This is a genomic window from Enterococcus sp. AZ071 (genome assembly GCF_050499065.1).
In the GTDB taxonomy this organism is placed as follows: domain Bacteria; phylum Bacillota; class Bacilli; order Lactobacillales; family Enterococcaceae; genus Enterococcus_A; species Enterococcus_A ferrettii.
Genome location: NZ_JBIPAS010000001.1, coordinates 2,479,821 through 2,504,899, shown reverse-complemented (window position 1 = coordinate 2,504,899; position 25,079 = coordinate 2,479,821). Strand labels below are relative to the sequence as shown.

Sequence of the window (25,079 nt, the reverse complement as noted above, 5' to 3'; positions counted from 1 at the left end):
TTTAACCGCCTTATTGGGCTTAGTATGGATGTTAATACCTGAGAAACAATAAATTAAAGTTTGCCACAAAGCAAAGAGAGCCAGCAGATAAAAAACAGGAAATTTGCTGCTCTTCTCATGCCACAGCTTCAGCGAAGGTATAAAAATGTCAGACTACAAATTACTATCTATGCTGAATGCTTAAAGTTGAAGAAAAGAGAGGAAGAAACTGATGAAAAAGAGACTATCCATTGCATCGCTGCTATTAGCGCTAGCATTAACCGGCGGCATCGTCTACAAAGTAACTGCTAGTCAGACTGAGGAGGCCAGTACTACCACCAATTTGACTGGTTCTTCTACCGGTAATAAAACCAATTCTACCGTTTTGGCAACAACCGGTGAGTACGATGAAGAGGATAAGGCTACGACCTATTCTGAAAGCACAGCTACACAGATCACCTTAAAAGATGCGGGATCCATTGTTAATGGGGAGGGAGCAGAAGTTTCAGACAATACTGTCACAATAACTAAGGGGGGCACCTATGTAATTTCTGGCACACTGACCAATGGACAAATTGCCATTAACAGCACCGATTCAGAAACAGTCCGAATCGTACTTAATAATGCAAAAATCACTAATGAAACAACTGCTGCAATTTCAGTTGCACAAGCTGAAAAAACAGTAGTAACCACGGCAGAAAATACATCGAATCTGGTAGCTGCAACGGCTGAAAGCTTTGCGGAGACCGAGGAAGCGCAGGCTGCAATCTACAGCAAGGATGACTTAACCCTAAACGGTTCTGGCACATTGGATGTGCAAGCAACGGCGGGACACGGAATTCAAAGCAAAAATGATTTAAAGATAACTAGTGGGACGTATACCATTAATAGTGGCAATGAAGGGCTCAAAGGAAAGGATTCTGTTCAGATTTTAGATGGAGATTTTACGATCAATGCAGCGAATGATGGGATTCAATCCACTAATGCTGAAGAGTCAGATAAGGGCTACATTGTTTTAGATGGCGGGACCTATACGATTAGTAGTGAGAATGATGGAATTCAGGCCGAGACATACTTAATTGCTAACAATCCAACCATTGATATCACCTCGAATGCTAGCGGAACATCTGACTCTACTCAAAGCTATAAAGGGCTGAAGTCTGGTGGTGATCTGACAATCAATGGTGGAACTTACACAATTGATTCAGTAGATGACAGTGTTCATTCCAACAGCAATGTAACCATCGCCGGAGGAACTTTAAATCTAACGACTGAGGATGATGGGATTCATGCCGATGCTACTACAACGGTTTCTGCTGGAGAAGTAAATATTTTAAATTCTTATGAAGGAATTGAAGGAGCAAACGTTGTTCTATCAGGCGGTAATATAAACGTTGTTTCTACGGATGACGGCATTAATGCTGCGGGAGGCTCGACTACAGATGAAGGAACTGATGCTGCTGAGCCAAATTCATTTGGTTCCGATTCCTTTAAGGAAAACAGCAGCGGTGATTATACCATCACCATTGAGGGTGGAACTATTCAGGTTGATGCAGAAGGGGATGGATTGGATTCCAATGGCGACATTACTATGACAGGTGGCCAGATGACAGTTTATGGTCCAGTCAACGGCGGAAATGGTGCCCTTGATTACGATGGCACCTTCGATATAACTGGTGGAACTCTTTACAGCTTTGGTTCTTCGGATATGGCACAGTCGACTAGTGCTACTTCTACCCAGCCAAGTATTCAGATTTGGTTGGACAATGAGCTGCAGGCTGGCGAAGGAGTTACGTTAAAAGATAGCCAAGGTAATGTAATTAGCGAAGCAGCTTCAAGTAAAACTTTTGCTAACGTAGTGATTAGCGATCCAGCAATTCAAACTGGTAAAACCTATACTGTTGACTTTTCTAGTGGAAATTCAACGACTATTGCCGTTGATTCCGCAGCAACATCGGTTGATTCATCAGGTACCGCCGTAGAAGCTAACCAGGGAATGATGGGCGGCGGAGGTCCTGGCGGAAGTCCTGGAGGCAACGAAAACGGTCGGAAATAGCAGGTAAGGAAGGTATTTTCCTTCTTTACCTTTTCAGAAAGGAGCCAATTCTATGACAGTAAGTATTATAATTCCAGCCTACGAACCAGAGTCTCGCTTTTTGACTTTTTTAACGACTTTGCTCTGCCAAACAGATCGACCAATCATTGTGATTGATGATGGATCGGGAGCTGCGTATCAAGCTGTTTTTCAAGAGGCCAAACGAAAAGGAGCCATTCTGTTGAATCACTCGCAAAATTTAGGCAAAGGAGCAGCGTTAAAAACCGCCATGCGTTTCCAGTTGCTGCATCTGCCAGAGATCGAAGGCTTGGTGACTACTGATAGTGATGGGCAGCATCGAGTAAATGATATTTTAAAAATTGCCAGTTTAGTTGAGAAGAATCAGGATACGCTTTTCTTAGGAACACGCCAATTTGATCAAGACCAGATACCTTTCAAAAGCCGTTTTGGGAATAAGCTGACTGCGTTGATGTTTCGCTTTTCCACTGGGATACCTTTATCGGATACTCAGACTGGTTTGCGGGGAATTCCCCAAAGTCATTTAGAACAAATGCTGGAGATTCCTGGAAAACGATTTGACTATGAAATGAATATGCTCATTCAGGCTAAGGACATCAACCTTTCACTAGAAGAAGTACCAATCGAGACAGTCTATTTTGGTAACAATGAACATTCTCATTTTCGAAGTGTAATCGATTCAATGCTGGTTTATATGCCCTTTTTTAAATTTATTGCCAGTTCTGTTTTATCGGCTGTAGTTGATATCTTATTTTTTGTTATTCTGCTGAAGCTGGTTTTTCCAAGGGCCTCTAATGCCTTATTTGCCGCCACTGCAATAGCTAGAATCAGCAGCGGGTTTCTAAATTATCAGCTAAATCGACATCTTGTTTTTAAAACTGACCATAAACAAATCAGTGAAGCGGCAAAATATGCTTTACTTTTTATGAGTCAATTGCTATTAAGCAGCTTACTAGTTCAAGGTCTGGCAGAAATATTTCAACATATTGTCTTAATTAAAGTGGTCGTTGATTGTGGAATCTTCATTCTTAGCTTTTATATTCAGCGACGTTTTGTTTTTAAAAGAGGGGGAATCGAAAGTTGATCAAACATAGAAAATTTCCTTGGTTTTTTGCAACGTTATTCTTGTTAGCCTGCTTTACTGGTTTCATACTTTTAGATACGTTTGTTGTTCCTAAAACTTATTCGGCTATTGCCACCAATGAGACAATAGAAACGACTGAAGCAACAAGAGATTCCGATGAAAGTTCCGAAGCAGTCATTACAGAAAATAGTTATCAAGACGACGACATGACGATCACTATCTCGACGGAACAAACAGCAGATACTACCTATTATGTTGCCGATATTCAGGTAACAAGCAGCGATCAATTGAAAACCGCCTTTGCCAATGGTACCTATGGCCGTAACATTAAGGAAACGACTTCTGCTATGGCCTCTGAGAATCAGGCAATATTAGCAATCAATGGTGATTATTATGGTTTCCGAGACACAGGTTATGTGATTCGCAATGGGAGTTTGTACCGAGATACAGCGGAGGAAAGTACGGATGCTTTAGTCATAGATGCAAATGGGAATTTCTCAATTGTTAATCAGTCGGAGGTATCGGCTGAGGAGTTACTGAAGGAAGGGGCCACGCAAGTTTTTTCTTTTGGACCTGTTTTAGTTGAAAAGAGTGAAATAGCGGTGTCCAGTGAAGAAGAAGTTGCCCAATCGATGTCCAGCAATCCCAGAACAGCAATTGGGCAGATTGGTGAAAACCATTATATGATCATTGTGTCGGATGGTCGGACAGCTGAAAGTGCTGGCTTGTCATTATATCAATTAGCTGAGATTTTTGAGAGCAAAGGAGCAACCGTTGCCTATAATCTTGATGGCGGGGGTTCTTCCACCATGGTGTTTAACGGGCAAGTGGTGAATACTCCGGTCGCTGGAGCAAAAGGTGATTCGGGCAGCGAACGTTCGGTCAGTGATATCATTTATTTTTAGAAAAGGGTGGTTTTATGCAGGTCAACCGATGGTTAGTTAGCTTAGCGTTAGGTTCTGTGTTTCTTTATAGTTTCAAAACGATCTATAATTACTTTGGTCACGGTGTAACCAGTGAAGCATTAGACAGTATCTGGTGCTGGCCGTTGATTTTGATCGTTTTCCTGTTAGTCATTAGAACAGGAAAACCGGCGATAATTAAGATGCACCGTATGAGAAACTGCAGCAGCTGCTATTTATTGGCAGTGATTAGTATCGTAATTGGACGAGCCTTGACGGGTATTTTTGAAATTGCCGGGACTTCCTCTGAGTATGTCCGCATTTACTATTGGGCAGCGATAGTTTTTATATTTTTAGGCAGCTTCCATTTCATAGCTGCAATGAGAGCTCAGATCTTAAAACAGTCGAATACGTAAAGAAAAAGCGATCCTTTTATGCAAAGGATCGCTTTTTTTTGGAATTACTTAGTGCTGCTTTTTTCTAAATAATGGTTCATCTTTACTTTTGTAATAATCGGGGTTGAATTCTTCATCATACTTAACACCTAACAAAGATCCAAACATAGGACTGAAGCCAAAGATACCTAAAATAATCGAAATAGGAACATAAACTATTTTTTTATAATACCATTTTTGCTTTTTTTGACTAGACATTCTTAATCCCCCTCTTCATACTAAGTATAACAGATGTTTTTTGTGGATAAGAGAGAACGGTTGAAGTTTTTCCACAGGTGGGTAAATGGAAGATCTGGCAATTAGTATGTTGGAGGGGGAGTTGAACAAATGAAAAGACAGTGGAGAAATGGTTTGATTAGTGCTGGGGTGGTACTAATCTGTTTAGTTGCAGGCATGCTTATTTTCCTTGGATCTAGGGATATGGAAGATGTCGAGTTGGGTGTGCCAGAAATTGAGGTGCGATCTACTTCGATCACTCAGGAAGGGAAGCTGTTGTTAACTTGTGGATCAGATAAAAGAAAAAATGATCCAGCTGGGGATAATCAAAGTCCTCAAGTTAGTTGGAATCAGGTGATGGGCGCCAAAAATTATGTGGTAGTGATGGTGGATGAGGATGCCAGTTGGATTCACTGGTATGTGGATAATTTAACTGCAACCGAGTTGCCGTTGGGAACGTATAATCAAGAATACGTGGGGCCCTATCCCCCTGCGCTTTTAGGCAATCGACATAACTATCGAATTGAAGTATTTGCCTTACGCCAGAAGCCAGATATTGTGACAGTAAAGCTAGATAAAAGAAATTCGTATCCTGAAATCATCAACGATCTGGACACAGCCAAAGGAGAAAGGCGAAATATTTTGGCTCGTGGACATATTGTGGGAAGTTATCAACATGGGGATAAAACGGAATAAAATATACTGGGTGTGTATTGTTTCCTACTTCAAAAAGTCAAATAAGCACCACTAAAATTGCTTATTTCAAGGTATAAGCTTGCTAAACCGAATGCATTGTTCGATTATACTACGATACATATTTTTCCTGAAAAAATTTAGAAATTCAAGGATAAGTTGTTTAGTATCAGATGTAATTGATAGCTTTTTAGTTGGGAGGATCGGCTATGCGGAAAAAATTCGACTAACGTAATAACATCGAATGTCCACATAATCAACTATATGTTTAAAAGTTAGTTCAAGGCTATGTATGTATTTCTAACAACTGAATTATAAATTGATCAAAACTGCTTTAGGGCCTATTAATAGGGTACTGGAGTAGTTTTTTTCTATTTCCAGTCAGAGATAGTTAGCTTAAGAAATTAAGCGATACGAATTTTTATTAAAGCTAGGATGGGGAGATATAAAATGCTGATTGATGATTTATTGAGATATGTTTCTGAAAATCGAAAAAATAATCTTTGTTTATTTTTAATGTCGATTTATCCAGAAGAAATAATAATATTCAGATATAATCTCTATTTTTTTGTTTTAATCAAAAAAAATAGGACAAAACTTGAAAACTATTGTATGAAAAAAAGGTGACAAAAAGTTATAATGGAGTTAATTTGATTGAGAAAGGAACGAATGATGTTATCGAATGATTTTTTAATGGAGGAGGATCGCTATAAATTATACTTGCTTCAATATCTAGAATTAAATAAAAGTTTTTATTGTTCAATTGAACAGATTAGTGATTTGTTGGAACTTTCTCGCTATAAGGTGGAAAAATACCTGAATGAACTGAAAGATGATTTAAGAGAGCAAGCTCTTCCCGGAGAAATTGAAGTAATTGAGAGCGGTGAAATTCGAATTAGTGAATTGTCTCATATGATTGTAAAAAAAATGCGCTTGTTCTTTATTGAAAAAAGTCGGTCTTTTCAAATCTTTCATCAATACGTAACGAAAGAAAAAAGTCTTGATCTACAGATCGAAGAACTTCATTTGAGTCGATCTAGTACTTATCGATTATATAAGAAGCTGAAAATATTACTTAAAGAAGAAGGTATACAAATAAGAAAAAATCAGTTGGTTGGTTCTGAATTTGTTATTCGTAGTTTTTTATTGAATGTTTATTACGAAATTTTCAACGGACTACATAATCCATTTGATGAAATAATTCAGAATCAAACTAAGGAACTTATTCACTACCTATATCACTATTTAAATCTTTCTTTACCCAAAACCCAGGAACATAAATTGCTGTTTTTTATTAGTATATGGCTAATCCGAATAAAGAATGGTCATTGTATTGATGAGGTTTTTATTGAATATCAGGATAATTCATTGACTAGATATCTATATAAGTGGCTAAACAATCATACTGAGTTAACTAAAGAAAATCAACAGAAAGAAATTGCGGGATTACTTTTATTTCTCCAAACAATTGAAGTAGTTTTAGACCCACCTATTTGCTTTGTTGAGCGGAAGGAAGATCAGCAGGCTCGAAAGTTAGCTGATGACTTTTTGCAGCATTTAGCAAATCACTCCGTGTTTACGTTTTCCTATTTAATCCAAAATAACAAATTAAATTTGGGGTTGTTGACAATTAACCGAAGGTGGTTGATTTACCATTTTCGAGAGACCACTTTCGTAACCAAGGTTCAACGACGTTATTTTCAAGAGATTAATCCAAAACTGGATCGAATTATTCAGCAGTTTATTGAAAAAGTAGATCGACAAGAGTTATTCCACACAGAACTAGAGAAGAATAAATTGTATTATGATTATTTGTTTTTTTTAATGGGAGAAATTTCTGTGGAAGAGTTGGAAGATCCTGTTTTTGTGTGTATTGATTTTTCTCATGGGAGTAATTACAACCAGTATATACAAAAAATTCTTTCCTCGTTGCAAAGCATGAATATTTGTTACGAACAAAAATTAAGCGCAAAAACTCAAATTTATTTATCCGATTTTTTGATTAATAAATTACCTTGTCATCAAATGATTTGGAGACGCCCTCCAACTCCAGAAGATTGGTCAGAATTTGGTCAGTTATTATTAGATGTTAAAGGAGAAGGCAATGAATAAGCATTTAATAATAGCATTTGCACTTCCGTCTATGTTGTTTTATCAATCCAATGTACCAATATTATACAGTGAGGTTCTATTGATTCATCAAGTCACTGAGGAACAAAGTATCCTTGAATTTGATTTGGGAGAATCTGGTAATGAAGTAGTTGTTTTCAATGAGCCTAAAGAGACTAGCAATTTTGAAGAAACCACGGAATCTGGAAAATCAAATGATCCAGAAAAAACAACTGTCGAGGCAGAAGGCGAGAAGCCTTCAACAAAAAAGGATGAAAAGCTTAATGAAGAATTTTCTAAAAACGTTAAGCATGAAGCTAGTTTCTTTTCTAACATTGAGCAAAAGTTTGTTGATTTGCCATCCAATCTATCTACAAACAACAAGAGCGACAGTGAATTGGCCAGAATGCTGGGAAACATGTCTGGCACCATTGTTTATGGAATAAAGATTAACACTGTTAATAGAGAAGATTTTATATTTTTTTAAGGGGATGAACAAAAATGAAAGAGTTAAAAAAATTTTGGTCACTTGCAGCGATTATCAGTATTTTAGTAGGAATGATTCCACTGCAAGTGTTTGCTGAAACAAATAATGAAGTAGGAATAGCTATCGAGAATATCGAATTTGATAACATGGAAGGTCAAAAGATTACTGCTGAAAATCGTATTAAAGAAAAAGATTTGATTCAAGTTAAGATTGATTGGAAGTTGTCTAAAGCGACCTTGATAGAAACAGGAGCGATGGCGATTGTTCAACTACCCTCCAATCTTTCCTATAACAATCAAACTGGGACAATTCCTGATGTAGGAGATTATCAAGTAAGTAATAATCAACTAATTTTCACTTTTAAACAAAATTATGTATTAGATGAACGCAATCAAGCACCAGATTTTCATAGTGCTAGGCTATATCAAGGAACGATCTCTTTAGAAGCACAAACGAATAGTGAAGATGCAGAGAAAGAGACTGTTGATTTTGGCAACGGCATGGTAAAGACCTTGTACTATGACAACCAAGCTGATTCAGCAAAAGCTGCATTAAATAGAATTGACAATGAAGTAGTTGTTCATGAACCAAGTCTAAATACTCGTGGGATTGATCTTTTCACAAACATATCAATTACTGATTTCGATGGGAATTCATTCACAGATACGAATCCTGCATTGAAAGATGCCAATATTAAGATTCATTTTGATTGGGTTTTGGCTGATGATGAAGTGATTAATAATGGGGATTATTATACGTATCAATTGCCAGATTATTTTTCTATTCATAATACAGTCACTGATACGCTGAAAAACGATGGTGGGGATATTTTAGGTTCCTTCACTTTGGACTTAGATGGCACTCTGACAGTTACGTTTAATGGCAAAGCTGAGAATTTAAATGAACGTCAGGGAACAATTGATTTGAAAACAGAGTTGAATCTTACCACTGAAAGTGAAATAGTAGAAATTCCAACAAACATCAAAGATGATTCAGGAAATGAAATCACGATAGTTTTACCAATTGTTAAAGCTGATATCAGCAAAAAAGGTATAATTGAAGCAGATAATTCAGTGACCTGGACCATTATTTTAAATGAAGAGAGACGAAACTTACGAAATGTAGTAGTAAGAGATACCCTTCCGGAAGGGATGAGTTTTTTGGATTCTTCTTGCTACGTTATGAATGACGAAGAAGAATGGGAATCAGCCTCTAGTGGATTTGTTAGTGCCTGGATGGAATCTGCTGGAACCTATGTCTACAAGTTTACGTCAGACATTATGAATCAACCAGTGAAGATTGTTATTAGGATGAAAGTAGAGGATAAAGAGAAAAAAGATTTTGTAAATAATGTAACTATTACGGGCAATAATTTTTTACAAAATTCTTCAGAATCTAGCGTATCTTTCAATGAAAAGGACAATTATAAATATTGTACAGATTACGATGTGAATACTGGTATCTTCAACTGGGAAATCAAAGCGACCTACAAAAATAAAAATGGTGTGTTTAAGGATTGGATGTATACTAAAAATGATAATCCTAACACTGCGAAACATTATCTCTTGAAAGATACAATTAAGGTTTATGATAAAAATGGTGCCTTGGTTCCAGCAGCTAAATGGTCATTTTCGATAAATGATACAGACTTTGAGCAAAAAGATGGGAAGTATGTTCACTTTACCTTGAAATTTGAGGAAGCAGGAGTTTATCGAATTACTTACTCCACTCAATCTTTCGAAGTGCCCGTACCTATCAAATCAGAGTTAGTAAATACAGCTACAATTATAGATGGAACTAACAGCGAAAATATTTCTGGAGGAGAAACAACCAATATTGATAGCTCCTTAGGGGTAGATAAAGATATTTTAAATAAAGATTCTTCAAAGAATACTTTTACTTGGCAAGTAAGAGTTAATAAAAATCGAATCTTAATGAAGGATGCGGTCATTACCGATTCGTATACTAATCTAGCTGGAAATAACCAGAGTGCATTACAATTAATTGAGTCCTCGTTGATAGTCACTGCGAATGATGGAATTATGAATACTACTCTAAATAAGGGTGTCGATTATGTATTAGAAAAGTTAGAAGGGGATTCTGATTATTCAACTGGTTTTAGAATAAAGCTGATTGGAAGCTATGCCGCAACAGACAATCAAATTACTCTAAAATATTCAACAAATTATTTTGTTGATAAGCAGCCGCAAACTTCTACGGGCGCTTTGCGACGATTTACTAATAGTTCAGTAGTAACCTATACGGGAGAAGATGGTAAATCACGTACGGATGGTGCTGAGAGAGCAACGTGGGTTGAAACAAATTATGCATATAATGGGATAAAATATGGAAAATATCTCGCCAAGGAAACAAATATTTCTTCTGCTTTTTCACACGACAACCCATTTACGGAATCTTCGGCTTCAGAAAGTGGTGTTTACTGGACAGCGCTGTTTAATACGTGGAAAACGAAAATTCCTAAAAATACGACAATTACAGAAGCTTTAGGTGAGGGACAGGTATTGAAAGAGCTTGTCATCTATGATGTGACGCTAGCAACCTCCAAAGTAGATGTTGCTAGCTTGGGAACCAAATGGGTAGAAAATACTGATTATAAATACGAACTAGTTGATGGGGTTCCAGTCATTACTTTACTAAAAGATAAGACCGATACGTTTGCGGTTTTTGTTTCAGCTGAGGCATCTGATGAGCTGCCTAAGTACAAAAATGTAGCAACTATGAAAGCTGAGAATATGGATCCTTTGAAGGTTGAAGGAACTGTTGAGAAGAGCGCTAAGGATTCTTGGATTACAAAAAACGGAAAGCAGGGAGCCGGTGATGACTACCGATTAGTTAATTGGTCAGTTGTTTTGAATACGGATGGACGAAAAATAGTTAATCCGGTAGTTACTGATACGGTTAGCATCAACGAACAATCGTTTATTTATGATGAAGCTGGCAACGTCATGGTCGACGTGTATAAGGCCAAAGATGATGGAACGGGAACGTTTATAAAAGATGGAGAAGCCATTGAATTTTCGGAGGAGAATAAGCCAGTAGTGAGTCTAAATTCTGTTGAAGGGACGCAGACTTTAACTATTGATCTTGGTGATTCAATAGAGACATCGTATATTATTGAATATCAGACACTCTTAGATCCGGGAATTCAAAACAATGAGGTAATTAGCAATAATGCTTCACTTTATGGAAAGGATATCCAATATCATGAAACGACAACCGAAGTAATCATTAAATCTACTGATGGTGAAGGAACCTCTAGTGGTAAAAATGGAAGCCTGAAATTCAGAAAATTGGATGAGAATGAGGAACTAATTACATCAGCTTCTGCCTTCTTTGATTTGTATCGTCGTGATACTGTTGGAAATTTAACCCTGTTGATGCAAGATATCGAAGTAAAGGGTGATAAAATTATTCAGAACGGTACAGCGGTTGAACAGTTGTCTAATCTTCGTTATGGCAACTATACAATTATTGAAAGTAAAGCACCTGCTGGTTATATCAAAGACGAAGCTCAACATGATTTTACTATTTCTAAGAATGCCATTGAACATGTATTCAGTTTAAAGAACAAAAAAGAAACACTTATAACCGCTATCGATCTGAAAGCAGAGAAAATTCTAAGTGGTCGTAAATTAATTGTTGATGAGTTTGAATTCAGGCTAATAGGCAAGGATGATAATGTTGAACAAAGAAAGAAAAATACAGCGGATGGTGAAATAACCTTTGATCCGATTAGCTATGATAAGGCGGGAGTGTATACTTACACAATTTCTGAAGTAATTCCAACAGAAAAAGCAATGGGGATTACCTACGATAAAAACGTCTATGAAGTAACTGTAAAAGTAGAGGAGAAAGATAGTAAGTTAACCGCTAGTGTTGTTTATCAGGGATTGGCAAAAGGAGAGATTCCTACTTTCGAGAATACCTATCAGACTCCTAAAGAAGAAGTGATCTTAAAAGCGAAGAAAAACTTAACTGGCCGTGAATTGGTAGCTGATGAATTTGAATTTGAGTTAACAGGTAGAGAAGACGGGGTTAATCAAAGAAAGAAAAATACAGCGGATGGTGAAATAATCTTTGATCCGATCAGCTATGATAAGGCAGGAATTTATAAGTATGAGATTTCTGAAATAATCCCTTTCAATCAGGCAGTAGGAATGACTTACGATAAGACAGTTTATGAAGCAACCGTGATCGTAGCTGAAAAAAATGGGAAGTTAATTGCTGAGGCAACCTATGAAGGTGTGGCTGCAGCTGAAGTTCCTGAATTTACTAATACGTACACTCGAACACAAGAGCCAGCTAAGGCAAAAGTCGATTTGGCGGCTAAGAAGATAGTAAAGGGTCGTAAACTGAGGGCTGATGAATTTGAGTTTAAGCTTCAGGGGAAAGCAGACAAGGTAGAACAAACCCAAAAGAATGAAGCTAATGGAGAGATTCACTTTGACGAAATCAGTTACGACAAAGCAGGTGTTTATACGTATACAATTTCTGAAGTAGTTCCTTCAAGAAAAGTTACCGGCATGATGTATGATACAACGGTTTATGACGTAACAGTTTTAGTTGAAGAAAAATCAGGGGAACTGAAAGCTGTCCCAACCTATAAAAACATATCTGAAGGAGAGCTTCCAGTTTTTACAAATGTTTATACTCCGAAAGAGAAGGCTAAACTTGGTGAAATTCTTTTGAAAAAAGTAGACAGTCAATCAGGGGAAACATTGGCGAATGCTAAATTTAAGGTGATGGACGATAGTGGAAAAATTGTCCAAAAGGGTATCATTACAGGAGAAGATGGAACTGTTTTAATTACTGGTTTATCTGATGGAGCCTATCAGTTGATTGAAACCAAAGCTCCTGAAGGATATCAATTGGATGAAACACCGATCCGTTTTACAGTGATAAACAGTCAAGCGGATAAACAAGAAGTTGAAAAGCGAAATATCCGAGTAGGACTACCAACAACAGAAGGTAGTGCTTCAAGCAAGTTAGACAGCCATACAGTAAGCAGCAATAGGGGACGACTGCCTAAGACTGGAAGTTCTAATAATACTAGTTTGGTAGTTCTAGGATTATTTTTCTTAGTTATAATTGCCTTTGTATTGATAAAAAGAGAGTCTATTTAGATGAGCAAGCCTGCATCAAGAGTTTGAAAACAGCTCTTGATGCAGGTTTTTTGTCTCGTTGATGAATTAAAAAGATTTAAACGTCTAACTCTTCAAAAGTCTTTCTGTTCATTCTTCACGAATCTCTTTCAACAGCTTGACATAGTTAAACACTGCCATAGCAATGATTTTAAAAATACAAATAACTATAATTATTACAATAGGTGTTGATCTTATCACTTTACTGAGAGGTATCGACGTAAGATTGAGAGAAAAACCATAGGGATGGTTAGTTTTTTTCTTGAAAGGTTTCTTTAGTATAAGTATACTAGGGCCTTAAGTAGATAACTATTATTAATGATAGAGCTGTAACTAAAATGAGAATGTTTAGGTGGATAAATGACGAGAATACATAATTTTTTGAAGAAGGATCTGCTTTTCACGCTTTCGGGTTTGTTGGCGCTGGCGGCTTGTTTAATTGGAAGAGGATCAGCGGGTTTTATTGACTTTCATGTAATCTTTACACTTCTAGGTTTGATGGGGGTCATAAAGGTTTTTGAACGTCTAGGTGTATTGGATTATTTTGCTGAAAAACTGATTCGGATGTCTGATACCAATCGAAGCTTGATCCGAAATTTGACCTTTTTGGCTTTTTTCTCCTCCATGATTTTAACTAATGACATTGCGATTTTGACTCTGCTGCCGGTATTTTTGAAGATTGTGCAAAAGACACCGCAATTTAAGGCAAAAATTGCTGGGAGTACGTTACTTATTGTTGCCGCCAATCTAGGCAGCAGCTGTCTGCCTTTTGGCAATCCACAAAATCTATATTTATTTGAACATTATCAGCTGAGCTTCATTGACTTCTGTGTCTTAATGCTGCCTTTTTTCTGTCTTTCGGTTGCAGCGCTCGTGTTGGCCTGTCAGTTTATTCCAGCTGAACGATTAATGATTAAAGTGGAAAATAATCCATCATTGAATATGAAAAATTTGGTGCTGCCAATTGCAGCTATGCTGGTGATGATTTTATCGGTTTTACATGTTCTTCCTTACGAAGCAGCTGTAGTAATTGCAGTTGGTTTAACGTTTATTGCGGATAAGGGTGCATTAAAAGAGATTGACTATCGCCTGTTAGGTACCTTTGTGTTCTTCTTTTTGATTGTTGGGAATCTTAGTGAAGTCCCTGCTTTTATTGCAGTAATCCAACAAACGATGGGTAATTTTTTATCAGTATTGCTTAGTTCAGCGGTACTTAGCCAGTTCATCAGCAATGTTCCGGCAGCCTTGCTGCTGGCTCCTTTTACGGATCAGGGCAGTGCGTTGATTTTAGGGACAAATATTGGTGGGTTGGGTACTTTGCTGGCTTCTTTAGCCAATTTAATTGGTTACAAAGTATTCGTGAGCTATTTTCCCAAAGAGAAGAAACGGCTGTTTCAGCTGTTCACGTTAATTAATCTAGTTTTTTTAGCAGCCTTTATCGTATTTTTTTATTTATGGTATCGGATTGGCGGCTAAATTAAAGAGGCAATGATAACCTGTGAATTTTTCAAAAATAAATTGTTTGTCTTTGTTTTACTGACAGCCTTTCTGTTGTACTCTACACAATCGGCGTATACCTTGGTGCTTTTTCTTTCTTTATGGTTGAGGTCTATCCTGTAGGTTTGGATTATTTATCCCAGCATGCCTAGCCGAAGTCTTAGTTATCGGTGTTCACCATTTTTGCTAGAAAACAGCTGAAAGCAAAACAATAGTCTAGGCAGCATTCCTGAATTTTTCAGGAGTGTTTTTTTTCGTTTCAAGCAAAACAAGAGCTGCGATCAAAAAAAGGATCGCAGCTCTTGTTGAGTCTACACGAAGAAATCAGAGTAGTATTTTTGCAAGAAATCTTTCAGCTTTTCAGAAGGTACAGTGCTAATTTCTTTGGCAAAATCTTCGCTGATCAGCTTTCGCTGGGAGTTCAGTGAAAAATTCAGCTTCATTAGATATTTCCGGTCCTCTTCGTGAAGATAGTAATTCAATTTGATATTAGGGTAGCTGCTCTCAGTGAGAATGGAAGAAATCCGATTAGAAAAGGTAATTAAATGATCAAATTTGAATGCACTTAATCGATGGATTTCATGTAAATTTAGATACCCAACTACTTCTGTATCAAAATAGTAGCTGAGCTGCTGGGCGAAGAAATCACTTTTTTCTTTGGCCGAATTAGTGACAATCATGATTTTCTTTCGGTTGCGTCCCGCAATCTTATTTTTTAGTACATGTTCCCTAAACAATAGAGTCAGTGTACTCAGCTGGTGCTCATCCAGACGGAAGCTGGCAGCCAGTTGGGTTTCGTAAAAGTATTCTACTAATTGAAACAAAAAAGAGAATTCCAGCTTCACATCGTCTAATTTATTGTCATAAAAATCAAAATTCAAGCGGTTGCGAAAAAGACATTTGGATAAATAATGCTCCAGCTCCTGAATCAGACTTTCTTTTGTGTAAAAGGTAGTCAAAATACGTTCTTCTACATAGTCTGCCAATTGAGTAGCAAGCTGATGAATAAAGGAATTGGTCTGGCAAATCGCTTGCTCATCATTGTCCAAGCTGGCTAACACCCAGCTGAAGGCTTGATCCTCCAGCTGGGTTTGGAAAAAGTGATAAACCGGCGGAGCAACGATAAATTCGTGTATTTCTTCAATGGTGTGCTCTCTAGTTAATCGCTCAGTGCTCAAGTAAGTGTAAGTAAACAAAAATTTTGTTGCTGTATAATTAAATTGAAGCTGCTGCTCCTTTAGGAAAGTTGTTAAGGGACTAGCGTTATCCTGCCAAAGTTTTTGAGCTTCTGCGAAAATAAGATTTTGCAGCGGCGTATTCGCCTGTCTTGGGATAATTTCGCTTTGAGCGTTGATTTCAATTGTCTTGCTTAAAATTTTGGTCACTAAAATACGGAAAGCCAGCTCATCACCAACAATTGTGGTTCCTTTTCCCCGTAAGGCTTCTAATTGCAAGCCGTGTTTGTCCAAGGTCTCTTTAAAAAAGATGCGGTCCTTTTTCTTAGTGGACTGACTAACCTGGATTTTTTCGTAAAGATTGGAAAGATTGACTGAAGGATACAAAATACTCAAGGTTAGGAAGTACTCAAAGCGTTCTTCGACACTGGCAGCAAAGTCCATCAGCTCCAGGGATTGAATAAACTGAATTAAGGTATGGTAGCTAAGCTGGCTGACTACTGTCGAATCAGTAATCAGAAATTGATCCTCTTTTGGTAAATACTCATTGATAGATTGAACGGATCGCCGAATAGTAGCAGGTGAACGTTCTAATTTTTTTACCAGTTGATCAATAGTCATACGCTGCTTTTCTTGGATACGATTGGCCAAATATAAATCAAATGAGTTAATGGTCATAGTTGGACCTCCTTTGTCGTCACTGCCAGTATAGCATGGTCAATTCTTGAAAAAAACTAGAATCAGATGATGACCTTGTTGCATAATCGGTTACCGCTTACACTATGTTTGTAAAGGAAATACCTGAGGAGGAAAAGAAAATGAAAGATCAGATGAAGAAGGGGATTCAAAAGTTTGGCCGATCCTTGCTGCTGCCGATTGCGGTAATGGCACCAATCGGAATGGTAATGGGATTAACCAATGCCTTATCGCAAAGTTATATGATTGAGCAGGTTGCTTTTTTAGGAGATCCTGCAGTACAAGCCGTTATTAATAGTTTAAAAACCATAACCAGTGTTGTTTTTGAAAATATTCCGTTGCTGTTTGCGATGGGTGTCGCGTATGGAATGTCAAAAGTGGACAAAGGGATTGCAATTTTTTCAGCTGTGTTAGGCTATGTGACACTATTGGTTGTTGTAAATGTTTATCTGACTTTAACAGGCGCGTTAGCTGATGCTGAAAATATGGCAGCCGTTGGTCAGGGAATGGTTTTAGGCGTTCAAACCTTGAAGCTGGATGCAGCTGGCGGGATTATTGCCGGCTTGGTTGCAGCCAAGTGTACCGATAAATTTTATAAAACCCAGCTGCCTTTGGCTTTTGCCTTTTTCGGCGGCAAGAAATTTGTACCGATTGCGACGTTTTTCTTCATGATTCCGTTGGGTTTTGTTATTCCGGTTATTTGGGGGTTGTTCACAAAATTCCTGATTATGATCTCACCAATCTTTATGAATGATGTGTTTGGGGTGGGTGCCTACTGGGTAGCGCATCGTGCGTTGATCCCTTTTGGTTTGCATCATGTGTTAGCCTCGATTGTTCGTTTTACTGAAGCAGGTGGGGTGTATATGATTGATGGTCAGCAGTACATCGGAATTTTAAATGCTGCCAATAAAGTCTTGTTTGATCTTGGACCCGATAATCCGGCGTGGAGTCTGGCACCTGATTTGTTTAAATATTTAGCCACAGGTCAAATGCTGACCACGCTGTTCCGCGTACCAGCGATTGGATTGGCTATGTATCACACAGCGTTTGCTGACAACAAAAAGATTGCTAAAGGGGCAATTCTGACCGTTGTATTGACGGCTTTTCTAGGGAATATTACGGAACCGCTAGAATTCTCCTTCCTATTTATTGCACCGCAGCTGTTCGCAGTTTATGCGTTGTTGTGCGGCGTGATGGCGATTCCGTTGAATTTCTTAAATATCGGAATCGGTTATATCCGCGGAACGATTTTTGACTTTGGAATTTTTGGCTTGATGTATGAGAATACTAACTGGATCAATTTGATTATTTTAGGAGTCATCAACTTTGTGGTCTTCTACTTTGTCTTTAAATTTGCTATTAAGAAATTTAATCTAGAAACCTTGGGTCGAGAAAAAGGACTGAAGGACAACACCTTGTTAGCTGAGAAGAAATTTGATGAAATCGCCGGTATTGTGCTGCCCGCACTTGGCGGCAAAACCAATATTAAAAATGTTGACAATTGTGTGTCTCGTTTACGAATTGACTTGGTTGATCAATCCAAGGTGAATGTGGAGGAGTTGAAAAATTCAGGTACCTCTGGGGTTTTCTTCCCACAGGAAAATCATATTCATGTTGTTTTTGGACCGTATGTTGAATTCGTCAGAAATGCTGTAGACGAAGCGTTGAAAAAAGGATAGGTGACTGTTGATGAGAGCACTCTACGATTCAAAAAGTAAAACCCTAGATGATAAGGGAATCAAGCAATTGTTTAGTCAAGAAGAAAAATATCAGGCGTGGCTTCAGGTGGAAGCGGCGCTGGCCCAAGCTCAAGGAGAGTTAGGGGTTATTCCAAAAGAAGCTGCTGAGCAAATTAATTCTAAGGCGCGAATTGAAAATATTGACCTAGAAAAGATGGATGAAATCTATCAAAGAGTTGGACATGGCTTTGTTCCTTTTTTAAAAGTTTTCGTAATGGCCTGTGATGAAGAAAGTGGAAAATATATCCATTATGGAGCGACAACGCAAAATATCCAGCAGACTGCACAGAATGTATTAATGAAAAAAATTCATCAAAAATTTCTCGCCTATGTGGTTGAGATTGTGGGAAATCTAAGCAACTTAGCGGAAAAGCATGCCGATACGGTAATGGCTGGCAGAACCCACGGAAAACATGCGATTCCCATTACTTATGGTTATAAGGTATCTGTTTGGATTTCTGAATTGCTGATGTCTTTGGAACGGATGCAGGAAGTCGAAAAACGTGTTTTCACCGCGATGATGGGAGGAGCAGTAGGGGCCTTTAATTCTACAGGTGAGGTCGGTATTGCTGTCCAAAAACGAGTAGCAGAAATTTTGGGCCTTGAGCCAATGCTGATTCCGTCACGTACGATCAGTTCACCAAAAATTGAGTATATTAATACGCTTCAGCTGCTGGCAAATAATCTTCATAAGGTTGCCGAAGAGGTTTTCCAAACTTCTATTGAAGAGTTCGGTGAAGTAGCAGAAGGATTTACTAATGGAACGGTCGGCAGCAGCACGATGCCTCACAAAATCAATCCTAAACTGTCGAAGGGGATAATTGCCAATGCACAAATGCTGTATTCTCTTTCTACCGTAGCCTATTGTTCGTCTGCCCGGCCTTTTGAAGCAGATAGCACCTCTAATATGTTGTTTGATGGTGTAATGGATCAGGCATTAGAGCTGATGACGGAAATTCTAATGCGAGCCGAAGAATTATCCCGTACTTTGACTATCAATGAAGAACGGATGAAGGCCAATGCAGCGTTGAATCAAGGCTTAGACAATAGTGAATATATCATGATGCAGCTTGCACCGCATATTGGTAAAGATCAAGCTCACGAGCTGATTTACGAGCTGGCGATTGAAGCTGAGCTGACTAATACAAGCTATCGAGAGCTGTTGTTAGGCAATGAGTTGATCCGCAGTTTCTTTTCTGAGAAAGTAATTGAAGAGCTGCTGCAGCCGAGTAATTATACTGGACTATCTGCCCAGCTAGCTCGCCAGATGGTGAATCAAGCCGCAGCAGTGATTCAGCAATACAAAGCTAAAAGCAAGGAGAAGGTTTATGTTTAAGAGATTCAAGAAAAATAAAAGAGAAATCTATTGTCCGGTAAATGGTGAAGTGATTGCAATTGGAGCAGTTAGCGATCCAGTCTTTGCTTCCAAGGCAATGGGAGACGGTTTTGCAGTAGAGCCATTAGATGGCGCTATCTACGCCCCGATGACCGGCAAGGTAACTTCTATTTTTCCTACGAAGCATGCAATTGGTTTAGTGACAGATGATGGATTGGAATTATTGATTCATATCGGCATTGACACGGTTGCTTTAAATGGGGAAGGCTTTGACATTCTGGTAGCAGAGGGGGATGCTGTGACTGCAGATACGCAATTGGCTAAAGTGGATTTGGAGCATTTACGTCAGAAACAGAAACCGACGACGACCATGGTAATTTTTACTAATTTGGCAAATCAACCTTTTAAGGTTCAAACAGGAATAAATGCAACCAAGGCTGTGATTGGAAATCTATAAAAATAAGAGCCTCTCTGTTGAAATTCTAGCAGAGAGGCTCTTCACCCTTAATTGTTGTCAAAGAAATCTATTAAATGAGGATAAAGCAAATCCTGATTGATAATATAGCTGGCATGGTCGTGACCATTCATAATTTTCAAGGTCGCATTTGGTAAAGTTGCCAATAAATTGATATAGGTTTCTGGTTTGAAAATATCATCATCAGCTCTTACCAGTAGAGTTGGCGTGTGGACTGTACGAACCTCCTCTAATTCAATATTGGGCTGTTCCAGCATTAATTTGAAGAGCGGGTCTTTAGTTTCTTCATAGGTTTCTTTTACAAATTGATAGCTTTCTTCAGTAAAATCTTCTGGCTTCAGATTAACTCCCAGCAGGGCCAGCTTCTTAATTATCGTTGGGTCCTTCATGGCCAACATCAATCCAATAATTGCTCCATCACTAAAGCCAACTAAATTCACTTGACCTAAATCCAACTCCTTAATGAAGCTGTAGATATCCTCAACCATCGTTTCATAAGCATAATTCTCGGTTTTCTGACTTTGTCCATGATTGCGGCTGTCAATCGCATAGAGTGTATAGTGTTCGGAAAGCTTTGCGGCTAGTTCAGTAAATATTTGATGATCTTCACCATTTCCGTGGAGCAAAAGCATCGGTTCGCCGCTGCCGCTTACTTGGTAGAAAAGGGAGATGCCGTTTATTTGAATCTGCATGTGGAGGCTCCTTTCTGAGGTGTCGCTGGATTCAATTATAGAGGAATTTTTCAGGAAAAGGAATAGGATCAAAAAAGTAGCAGCAGAGTTTTACCGGACTTGCTGTATGGTAAACATGAGAGTTGACGAAAATCGTAAGAAGCCTAAGCTGAATTGAGAAGTGTCTTCTTGATTCAGCTTAGGCCTGTTAGCCGTACTATTTAATTAGATGCTTTCTTCATTAATTATTTTATTTTCCACGAGGGTGCTTTTTATCTTTTTTTCCTCATTGCTCTGTTTTTCAGGAGGCATATTGCCCTTCAAGGTCAACAAGTAAGAAGACTGGCGGAAGAGCTCAATGAAGCACCAAGCAGTTGGAATAGTCATGAGAATACCTCCGATGTTCAGCAACCCCTTCACTGAGTCCATGCCTCCAGAAGAAACCAGCAGGTAAGCGATAGATGTAACAATTACTCCCATCAAAATCTTAATATTTTTGGGTGGTTCATCATCAATTTGCATTGTGCAGACACACAGTGAGGACAAAACTGAGCACATGGGATCCGCTAAAGTACAGAAGGAACAGATGACGGCGATCAGAAAAATAAAGATGGCAATCTGTCCAAAAGGCAAGGTAGTCAATACTTGATAAACAGTGGTTTGCATGCCGCTTGTATGAATCATTTCCCAAATATCCAGCTGTCCAGAGGTTTGAACGTGCATGGCCATTCCGCCAAATACACCAATCCAAACAATACAGAAGATCGATGGCACTAGGATATTAACCAGCAAAAATTGACGAACCGTTCGTCCCTTAGCCATGCGCGCCAGAAACATACCGATGACAGGCGCATAGATAAAGAAAGAATTCCAAATAGTAATGCTCCACTCATTGGCCCATTGATCTTGAGGTGCTAAGGTATTGTTGCGGGTGATCATGGTGAAGAAATTGTCAAACATATAACCAACTGATTCAGTACTTATTTTGCCAATAAACTGAGCATCGCCAGCAAACAGGATATAAACCAGCAGGCAGGCAAAAATGGCCATGGTGATATTGGATAGGTTTTTTAAGCCCTTCGACATGCCGGCAATACAAGTTAAAATGAAAAACATACCTACTCCAACAGCTAGAATCAACCAAATCAAGGGTCCTTGCTGAATGTTAAAAATACTTTCAAAGCCAGCTCCTAATTGCAGCAAACCTGCCCCCATCGAATTGGAAACAGCACTAGCAAGACAAAAGATAGCGATGATGTGAACGAGTGCATTTAACCATGGGATGCGACGCTTGAAGGTACACTCAATTAAGGAACCAAAGGAAAGATTCATTTTTAAATTGTAGGAGATCAGTGCAAAGACGACGCCACATAAAGCATAGAGACAATATTGAACAAAGGTCCAATCAAACATCGCTTGACTGACAGCAAAAATTGCCGCTCCTCTTGAACCGGCTTCCACTCCAGCAGATACAGGCGGAGTCATAAAGTGGAACATTGGCTCCCCTAGTGCCCAAAATAGAACACCGCAGCCGATACCGCCGCAGATAGCCATGAAGCACCAGTTATGAAATTTGAAATCGGGCTTGGCATCTGGCCCGCCAATTTTGATGTCGCCAAATTTGAACAGGATGAACGCTAATGCAGTGAAGATGGAGACCACTGACAAAGTGTTGATAAACCAGCCAAAGTTGTCACCGACAAAATAGATGGCATTGTTTAGCAGAGAACCGAACTGCTCCTGAAAGAAAATGCCGAAAATAATTTCGACTAGCAAAATGGCCATCGCTGGGAAAAAGGCTACCTTGTATAATGTGTATTTAGGTTTCTTATCCATATGTACCTCATTTCAATTTCTTGTATTTTATTTCACATGAGCGAATAGACAGAGTTGAGGATGTGGACAGTACTTTGATATGCAGTGCTCTTTTCAACCTAGCTTAAAGAAGGGATAATTGCTTAAAAGTGCAAGGCAACGCTTTGCGAAACCTTGCACCTATTAGTATATCCGATTTTGTCTTAAAAAAAGTGGAAAAAATGAATTATAATTTACCCAAGTTTTTCGCTTGAGCGACACACGCTTTGATTCCTTCAGACCAAGTATCGTCAAAGCCTAGTTCAACCATTTTGTTGATGGCAGCAAGGGTAGCTGCGCCTGGCAGCAATAATTTTTTCTCTAAATCTTTTGGACTCTCCTCTGAAGTCATCAGCATTTCAGCACTGCCCTTCATTGTTTGAGCAAAGATTTGTAAAGCTGTGTTGCCGTCGATCCCCATGCTGACTGCTTCTTTGACGATCACATCAGCAATATGATAGAAGTACGCAGGAGCTGCGCCGCCAAATGGAATGATGTCATCAATCAGATCCGTGGGCATTTCTTCAACAATTCCGCTGCTAGTTAAGAAGCGGTAAGCTTTTTGATAGTCTTCCTCAGTTAAGGCTTTTCCGCGTGCGACTGCGTAAGCCCCCATTCCAACCTGAGCGGTTAGCGTTGGTACGCATTGAACAACCTTGGCATCTTCTCCTAAGTTTTCGCTGAACCATTCAGTACTAATACCAGCGGCTAAGGTAATAAACACGTTTTTATCTGAATAAACGGGTTTGACCTGCGGCATAATGGAACGAATGATTTGCGGCAAGACGGCCACCACTACAACTTCGGAGTTCTCCACTAATTCTTCAATAGAGTCATAGGTTTGATATCCTTTTGAACGATAGTCTGCTAAAACATCGGCATTGATATCAAAAATTCCAATTTCATTTGCTTGGTAGTTTTTACTCAAAGCTGTTCCTGATAGAATGGCTCTGACAATATTTCCTCCACCAATACATCCAACTTTTGTTCCCATACATAAATCATCCCTTCTTTATAAATAGTGGGAGAACCAGCTCCCAATAATCCCCAAATTATTGTGTAATATCTTTTACAATCGGTGTAACAACTTCTTTGTTTCTTTTTGATAAATTGTTCATGCTGGCTGCGTCGCTTAAGTTCATGTCCTTGGTTTCAGGAGCCATCACAATCGACAGGATTAATCCTGCCACTGAAATCCCAGCACAAATATATAAAGAGGTTTGCAGTCCTAAGTTTTCTAAAACGACGGGTGTAAAGAATGTCGAAACAGCTGATAATATTCGGGTCAATCCGGTAACAAAGCCAACGGCAGTCGCTCGGATCTGCGTAGGGAAGAGCTCGTTAGGATAAACGAATTCGTGAGAGCCGCCTGCTGTATTGGAAGCACCAAACATGACGAACAATCCCAATACCATCCAGAACGGCAAATTGGTATTAGCTGTAAAACCAAGAACAGTTAAGGCAATTGTACAAATTAAGAATGAAGCAATTAAGGTTGGGCGTCGGCCGGCTTTATCCATGTACAAGAAAATTGGAACCAAACCAATCAAATATAAGCAGTTGATAATTGCAGAACCTAAATACTGCAGATTACCGTCAGCAAAACCCATTTGTTCCATAATCGTCGGCAGGTAAGTGCCAATCGCGAAGACGGGAATGATTTGCATTGTCCAGAAAGCAGCCACGAAGAAAACCCATTTGCCATAGCCGTTTTTGAAAATATCTGTAAAGGAAGATTTTTCTGGTTCGATGGTGGGATCGCAGTCCAAAATGACATTATCGCCGAGCTTAGCCAAAATCGCTGGTACTTCATCGCCGCGCCCTTTATTAGTCAACCAACGAGGTGATTCAGGCATATTGCGAATAGCGACTGACCAGCCAAAAGTTAATAGTGCACTGCTGATCAGCATCCAACGCCAAGCCCCATCTCCCAGCGGTAACATGAGGTAGCAGACGACATTTGATAATGCGTAGCCGATAAACCATAAAGCGTTTAAGAAGCCGACAACATTCCCACGATTTTTTTGCGGTGCGAATTCAGCTAGATAAGGGCCAGCGATGGAGAAGGTTGCTCCAACCCCTAATCCTAAAACCAGGCGCAGGATAAAGGCCTGCATAGAGTTAGTGATAAAAAATTGCAAAAGAGCAGCGACTGTTAAAAATATGAAATCATACATGTAGATTTTTTTGCGCCCGATTAAATCGGTTAGGTAACCACCGATGATACTTCCGAAAACCATGCCGAGCAGTGTGCCCATCCCAATCAAGCCAGACATAACCGGTGTCATTGAGATTTGTGTGCCCATTACTGATAAAGCGATGGTTACTGATCCAATCACATAGCCAGTTACCAGCGGGCAGCCCGAACAGTAGGCGATTAATTTGAGATGGTACTTATTAAAAGGTACTGCATCCATTGTTACTTCATTGGTGTTCATAGTGTCCTCCTATTGATTACTTGATTTTCCAACGAGC

At 38.9% G+C, this 25,079-nt stretch carries 18 protein-coding genes; 12 read left to right on the top strand and 6 right to left on the bottom strand.

What is annotated here, in order from left to right:
* Positions 1-211 precede the first annotated feature (211 nt).
* From IGI49_RS12385 to IGI49_RS12370, 4 genes are read left to right on the top strand one after another with little or no spacing between them, the layout of a single operon-like run.
* Positions 212-2,035, top strand: a complete 1,824-nt coding sequence (locus IGI49_RS12385) for a carbohydrate-binding domain-containing protein (RefSeq protein ID WP_429964725.1) — start codon at positions 212-214, stop codon at positions 2,033-2,035.
* Between the two features lie 52 nt (positions 2,036-2,087).
* Entirely contained in the window at positions 2,088-3,137 is a 1,050-nt protein-coding gene (locus IGI49_RS12380) for a glycosyltransferase (protein WP_429964724.1), read from the top strand.
* Entirely contained in the window at positions 3,137-4,042 is a 906-nt protein-coding gene (locus tag IGI49_RS12375) for a phosphodiester glycosidase family protein (protein WP_429964999.1), read from the top strand. Before IGI49_RS12380 ends, IGI49_RS12375 begins: the two co-directional genes overlap by 1 nt.
* Positions 4,043-4,056: 14 nt before the next feature.
* Entirely contained in the window at positions 4,057-4,455 is a 399-nt protein-coding gene (locus tag IGI49_RS12370) for a hypothetical protein (RefSeq protein ID WP_429964723.1), read from the top strand.
* A 48-nt stretch (positions 4,456-4,503) separates the two neighbouring features.
* On the opposite strand, the gene IGI49_RS12365 is transcribed toward IGI49_RS12370, so the two are convergent.
* Positions 4,504-4,692, bottom strand: coding sequence for a hypothetical protein (locus tag IGI49_RS12365; protein WP_207700906.1), 189 nt, complete (start codon positions 4,690-4,692; stop codon positions 4,504-4,506).
* A 129-nt stretch (positions 4,693-4,821) separates the two neighbouring features.
* On the opposite strand from IGI49_RS12365, the gene IGI49_RS12360 reads away from it, so the two are divergent.
* The 5 genes from IGI49_RS12360 (at position 4,822) to IGI49_RS12340 (ending at position 14,637) form a co-directional block, all read left to right on the top strand.
* Positions 4,822-5,406 (top strand): hypothetical protein, encoded by a 585-nt coding sequence (locus IGI49_RS12360; RefSeq protein ID WP_207700905.1) that lies wholly within the window; start codon positions 4,822-4,824, stop codon positions 5,404-5,406.
* A 651-nt stretch (positions 5,407-6,057) separates the two neighbouring features.
* The gene (locus IGI49_RS12355) at positions 6,058-7,515 is read left to right on the top strand and encodes a helix-turn-helix domain-containing protein (protein ID WP_429964722.1); all 1,458 of its coding nucleotides are present in this window, start codon (positions 6,058-6,060) and stop codon (positions 7,513-7,515) included.
* On the top strand, positions 7,508-7,999 hold the full coding sequence (locus tag IGI49_RS12350; protein ID WP_429964721.1) for a hypothetical protein: 492 nt from the start codon (positions 7,508-7,510) through the stop codon (positions 7,997-7,999). The genes IGI49_RS12355 and IGI49_RS12350 overlap by 8 nt, the downstream gene beginning before the upstream one ends.
* A gap of 14 nt (positions 8,000-8,013) precedes the next feature.
* Positions 8,014-13,143 (top strand): Spy0128 family protein, encoded by a 5,130-nt coding sequence (locus IGI49_RS12345; protein ID WP_429964720.1) that lies wholly within the window; start codon positions 8,014-8,016, stop codon positions 13,141-13,143.
* 378 nt (positions 13,144-13,521) lie between these two features.
* Positions 13,522-14,637, top strand: coding sequence for an SLC13 family permease (locus IGI49_RS12340; RefSeq protein WP_429964719.1), 1,116 nt, complete (start codon positions 13,522-13,524; stop codon positions 14,635-14,637).
* A 332-nt stretch (positions 14,638-14,969) separates the two neighbouring features.
* Here IGI49_RS12340 and IGI49_RS12335 read toward each other — a convergent pair whose 3' ends face one another.
* Positions 14,970-16,511 (bottom strand): hypothetical protein, encoded by a 1,542-nt coding sequence (locus IGI49_RS12335; protein ID WP_429964718.1) that lies wholly within the window; start codon positions 16,509-16,511, stop codon positions 14,970-14,972.
* Positions 16,512-16,651: 140 nt separating this feature from the next.
* On the opposite strand from IGI49_RS12335, the gene IGI49_RS12330 reads away from it, so the two are divergent.
* From IGI49_RS12330 to IGI49_RS12320, 3 genes are read left to right on the top strand one after another with little or no spacing between them, the layout of a single operon-like run.
* Positions 16,652-18,208, top strand: a complete 1,557-nt coding sequence (locus IGI49_RS12330; protein ID WP_429964717.1) for a PTS transporter subunit EIIC — start codon at positions 16,652-16,654, stop codon at positions 18,206-18,208.
* Between the two features lie 10 nt (positions 18,209-18,218).
* Complete coding sequence (locus IGI49_RS12325; RefSeq protein WP_429964716.1) at positions 18,219-19,604, top strand: class-II fumarase/aspartase family protein; 1,386 nt, start codon at positions 18,219-18,221, stop codon at positions 19,602-19,604.
* Positions 19,597-20,061 carry a PTS sugar transporter subunit IIA gene (locus IGI49_RS12320; protein WP_429964715.1) on the top strand — a complete coding sequence of 155 codons (465 nt, stop codon included), beginning with the start codon at positions 19,597-19,599 and terminating at the stop codon, positions 20,059-20,061. The genes IGI49_RS12325 and IGI49_RS12320 overlap by 8 nt, the downstream gene beginning before the upstream one ends.
* A gap of 47 nt (positions 20,062-20,108) precedes the next feature.
* On the opposite strand, the gene IGI49_RS12315 is transcribed toward IGI49_RS12320, so the two are convergent.
* The 4 genes from IGI49_RS12315 to IGI49_RS12300 form a co-directional block, all read right to left on the bottom strand.
* Positions 20,109-20,771, bottom strand: coding sequence for an alpha/beta fold hydrolase (locus IGI49_RS12315; RefSeq protein ID WP_429964714.1), 663 nt, complete (start codon positions 20,769-20,771; stop codon positions 20,109-20,111).
* Positions 20,772-20,975: 204 nt separating this feature from the next.
* Positions 20,976-22,586, bottom strand: coding sequence for a BCCT family transporter (locus IGI49_RS12310; RefSeq protein WP_429964713.1), 1,611 nt, complete (start codon positions 22,584-22,586; stop codon positions 20,976-20,978).
* A gap of 205 nt (positions 22,587-22,791) precedes the next feature.
* Positions 22,792-23,598, bottom strand: a complete 807-nt coding sequence (locus IGI49_RS12305) for a pyrroline-5-carboxylate reductase family protein (protein WP_429964712.1) — start codon at positions 23,596-23,598, stop codon at positions 22,792-22,794.
* Between the two features lie 58 nt (positions 23,599-23,656).
* Positions 23,657-25,042, bottom strand: coding sequence for an MFS transporter (locus IGI49_RS12300; RefSeq protein ID WP_429964711.1), 1,386 nt, complete (start codon positions 25,040-25,042; stop codon positions 23,657-23,659).
* Between the last annotated feature and the right edge of the window lie 37 nt (positions 25,043-25,079).

Coding starts and splice junctions, on each gene's coding strand:
- IGI49_RS12380 (WP_429964724.1), top strand. CDS start 2,088: ATGACAGTAAGTATTATAATTCCAGCCTACGAACCAGAGTCTCGCTTT.
- IGI49_RS12335 (WP_429964718.1), bottom strand. CDS start 16,511: ATGACCATTAACTCATTTGATTTATATTTGGCCAATCGTATCCAAGAA.
- IGI49_RS12345 (WP_429964720.1), top strand. CDS start 8,014: ATGAAAGAGTTAAAAAAATTTTGGTCACTTGCAGCGATTATCAGTATT.
- IGI49_RS12350 (WP_429964721.1), top strand. CDS start 7,508: ATGAATAAGCATTTAATAATAGCATTTGCACTTCCGTCTATGTTGTTT.
- IGI49_RS12365 (WP_207700906.1), bottom strand. CDS start 4,692: ATGTCTAGTCAAAAAAAGCAAAAATGGTATTATAAAAAAATAGTTTAT.
- IGI49_RS12300 (WP_429964711.1), bottom strand. CDS start 25,042: ATGAACACCAATGAAGTAACAATGGATGCAGTACCTTTTAATAAGTAC.
- IGI49_RS12325 (WP_429964716.1), top strand. CDS start 18,219: ATGAGAGCACTCTACGATTCAAAAAGTAAAACCCTAGATGATAAGGGA.
- IGI49_RS12385 (WP_429964725.1), top strand. CDS start 212: ATGAAAAAGAGACTATCCATTGCATCGCTGCTATTAGCGCTAGCATTA.
- IGI49_RS12305 (WP_429964712.1), bottom strand. CDS start 23,598: ATGGGAACAAAAGTTGGATGTATTGGTGGAGGAAATATTGTCAGAGCC.
- IGI49_RS12320 (WP_429964715.1), top strand. CDS start 19,597: ATGTTTAAGAGATTCAAGAAAAATAAAAGAGAAATCTATTGTCCGGTA.
- IGI49_RS12360 (WP_207700905.1), top strand. CDS start 4,822: ATGAAAAGACAGTGGAGAAATGGTTTGATTAGTGCTGGGGTGGTACTA.
- IGI49_RS12340 (WP_429964719.1), top strand. CDS start 13,522: ATGACGAGAATACATAATTTTTTGAAGAAGGATCTGCTTTTCACGCTT.
- IGI49_RS12315 (WP_429964714.1), bottom strand. CDS start 20,771: ATGCAGATTCAAATAAACGGCATCTCCCTTTTCTACCAAGTAAGCGGC.
- IGI49_RS12330 (WP_429964717.1), top strand. CDS start 16,652: ATGAAAGATCAGATGAAGAAGGGGATTCAAAAGTTTGGCCGATCCTTG.
- IGI49_RS12370 (WP_429964723.1), top strand. CDS start 4,057: ATGCAGGTCAACCGATGGTTAGTTAGCTTAGCGTTAGGTTCTGTGTTT.
- IGI49_RS12310 (WP_429964713.1), bottom strand. CDS start 22,586: ATGGATAAGAAACCTAAATACACATTATACAAGGTAGCCTTTTTCCCA.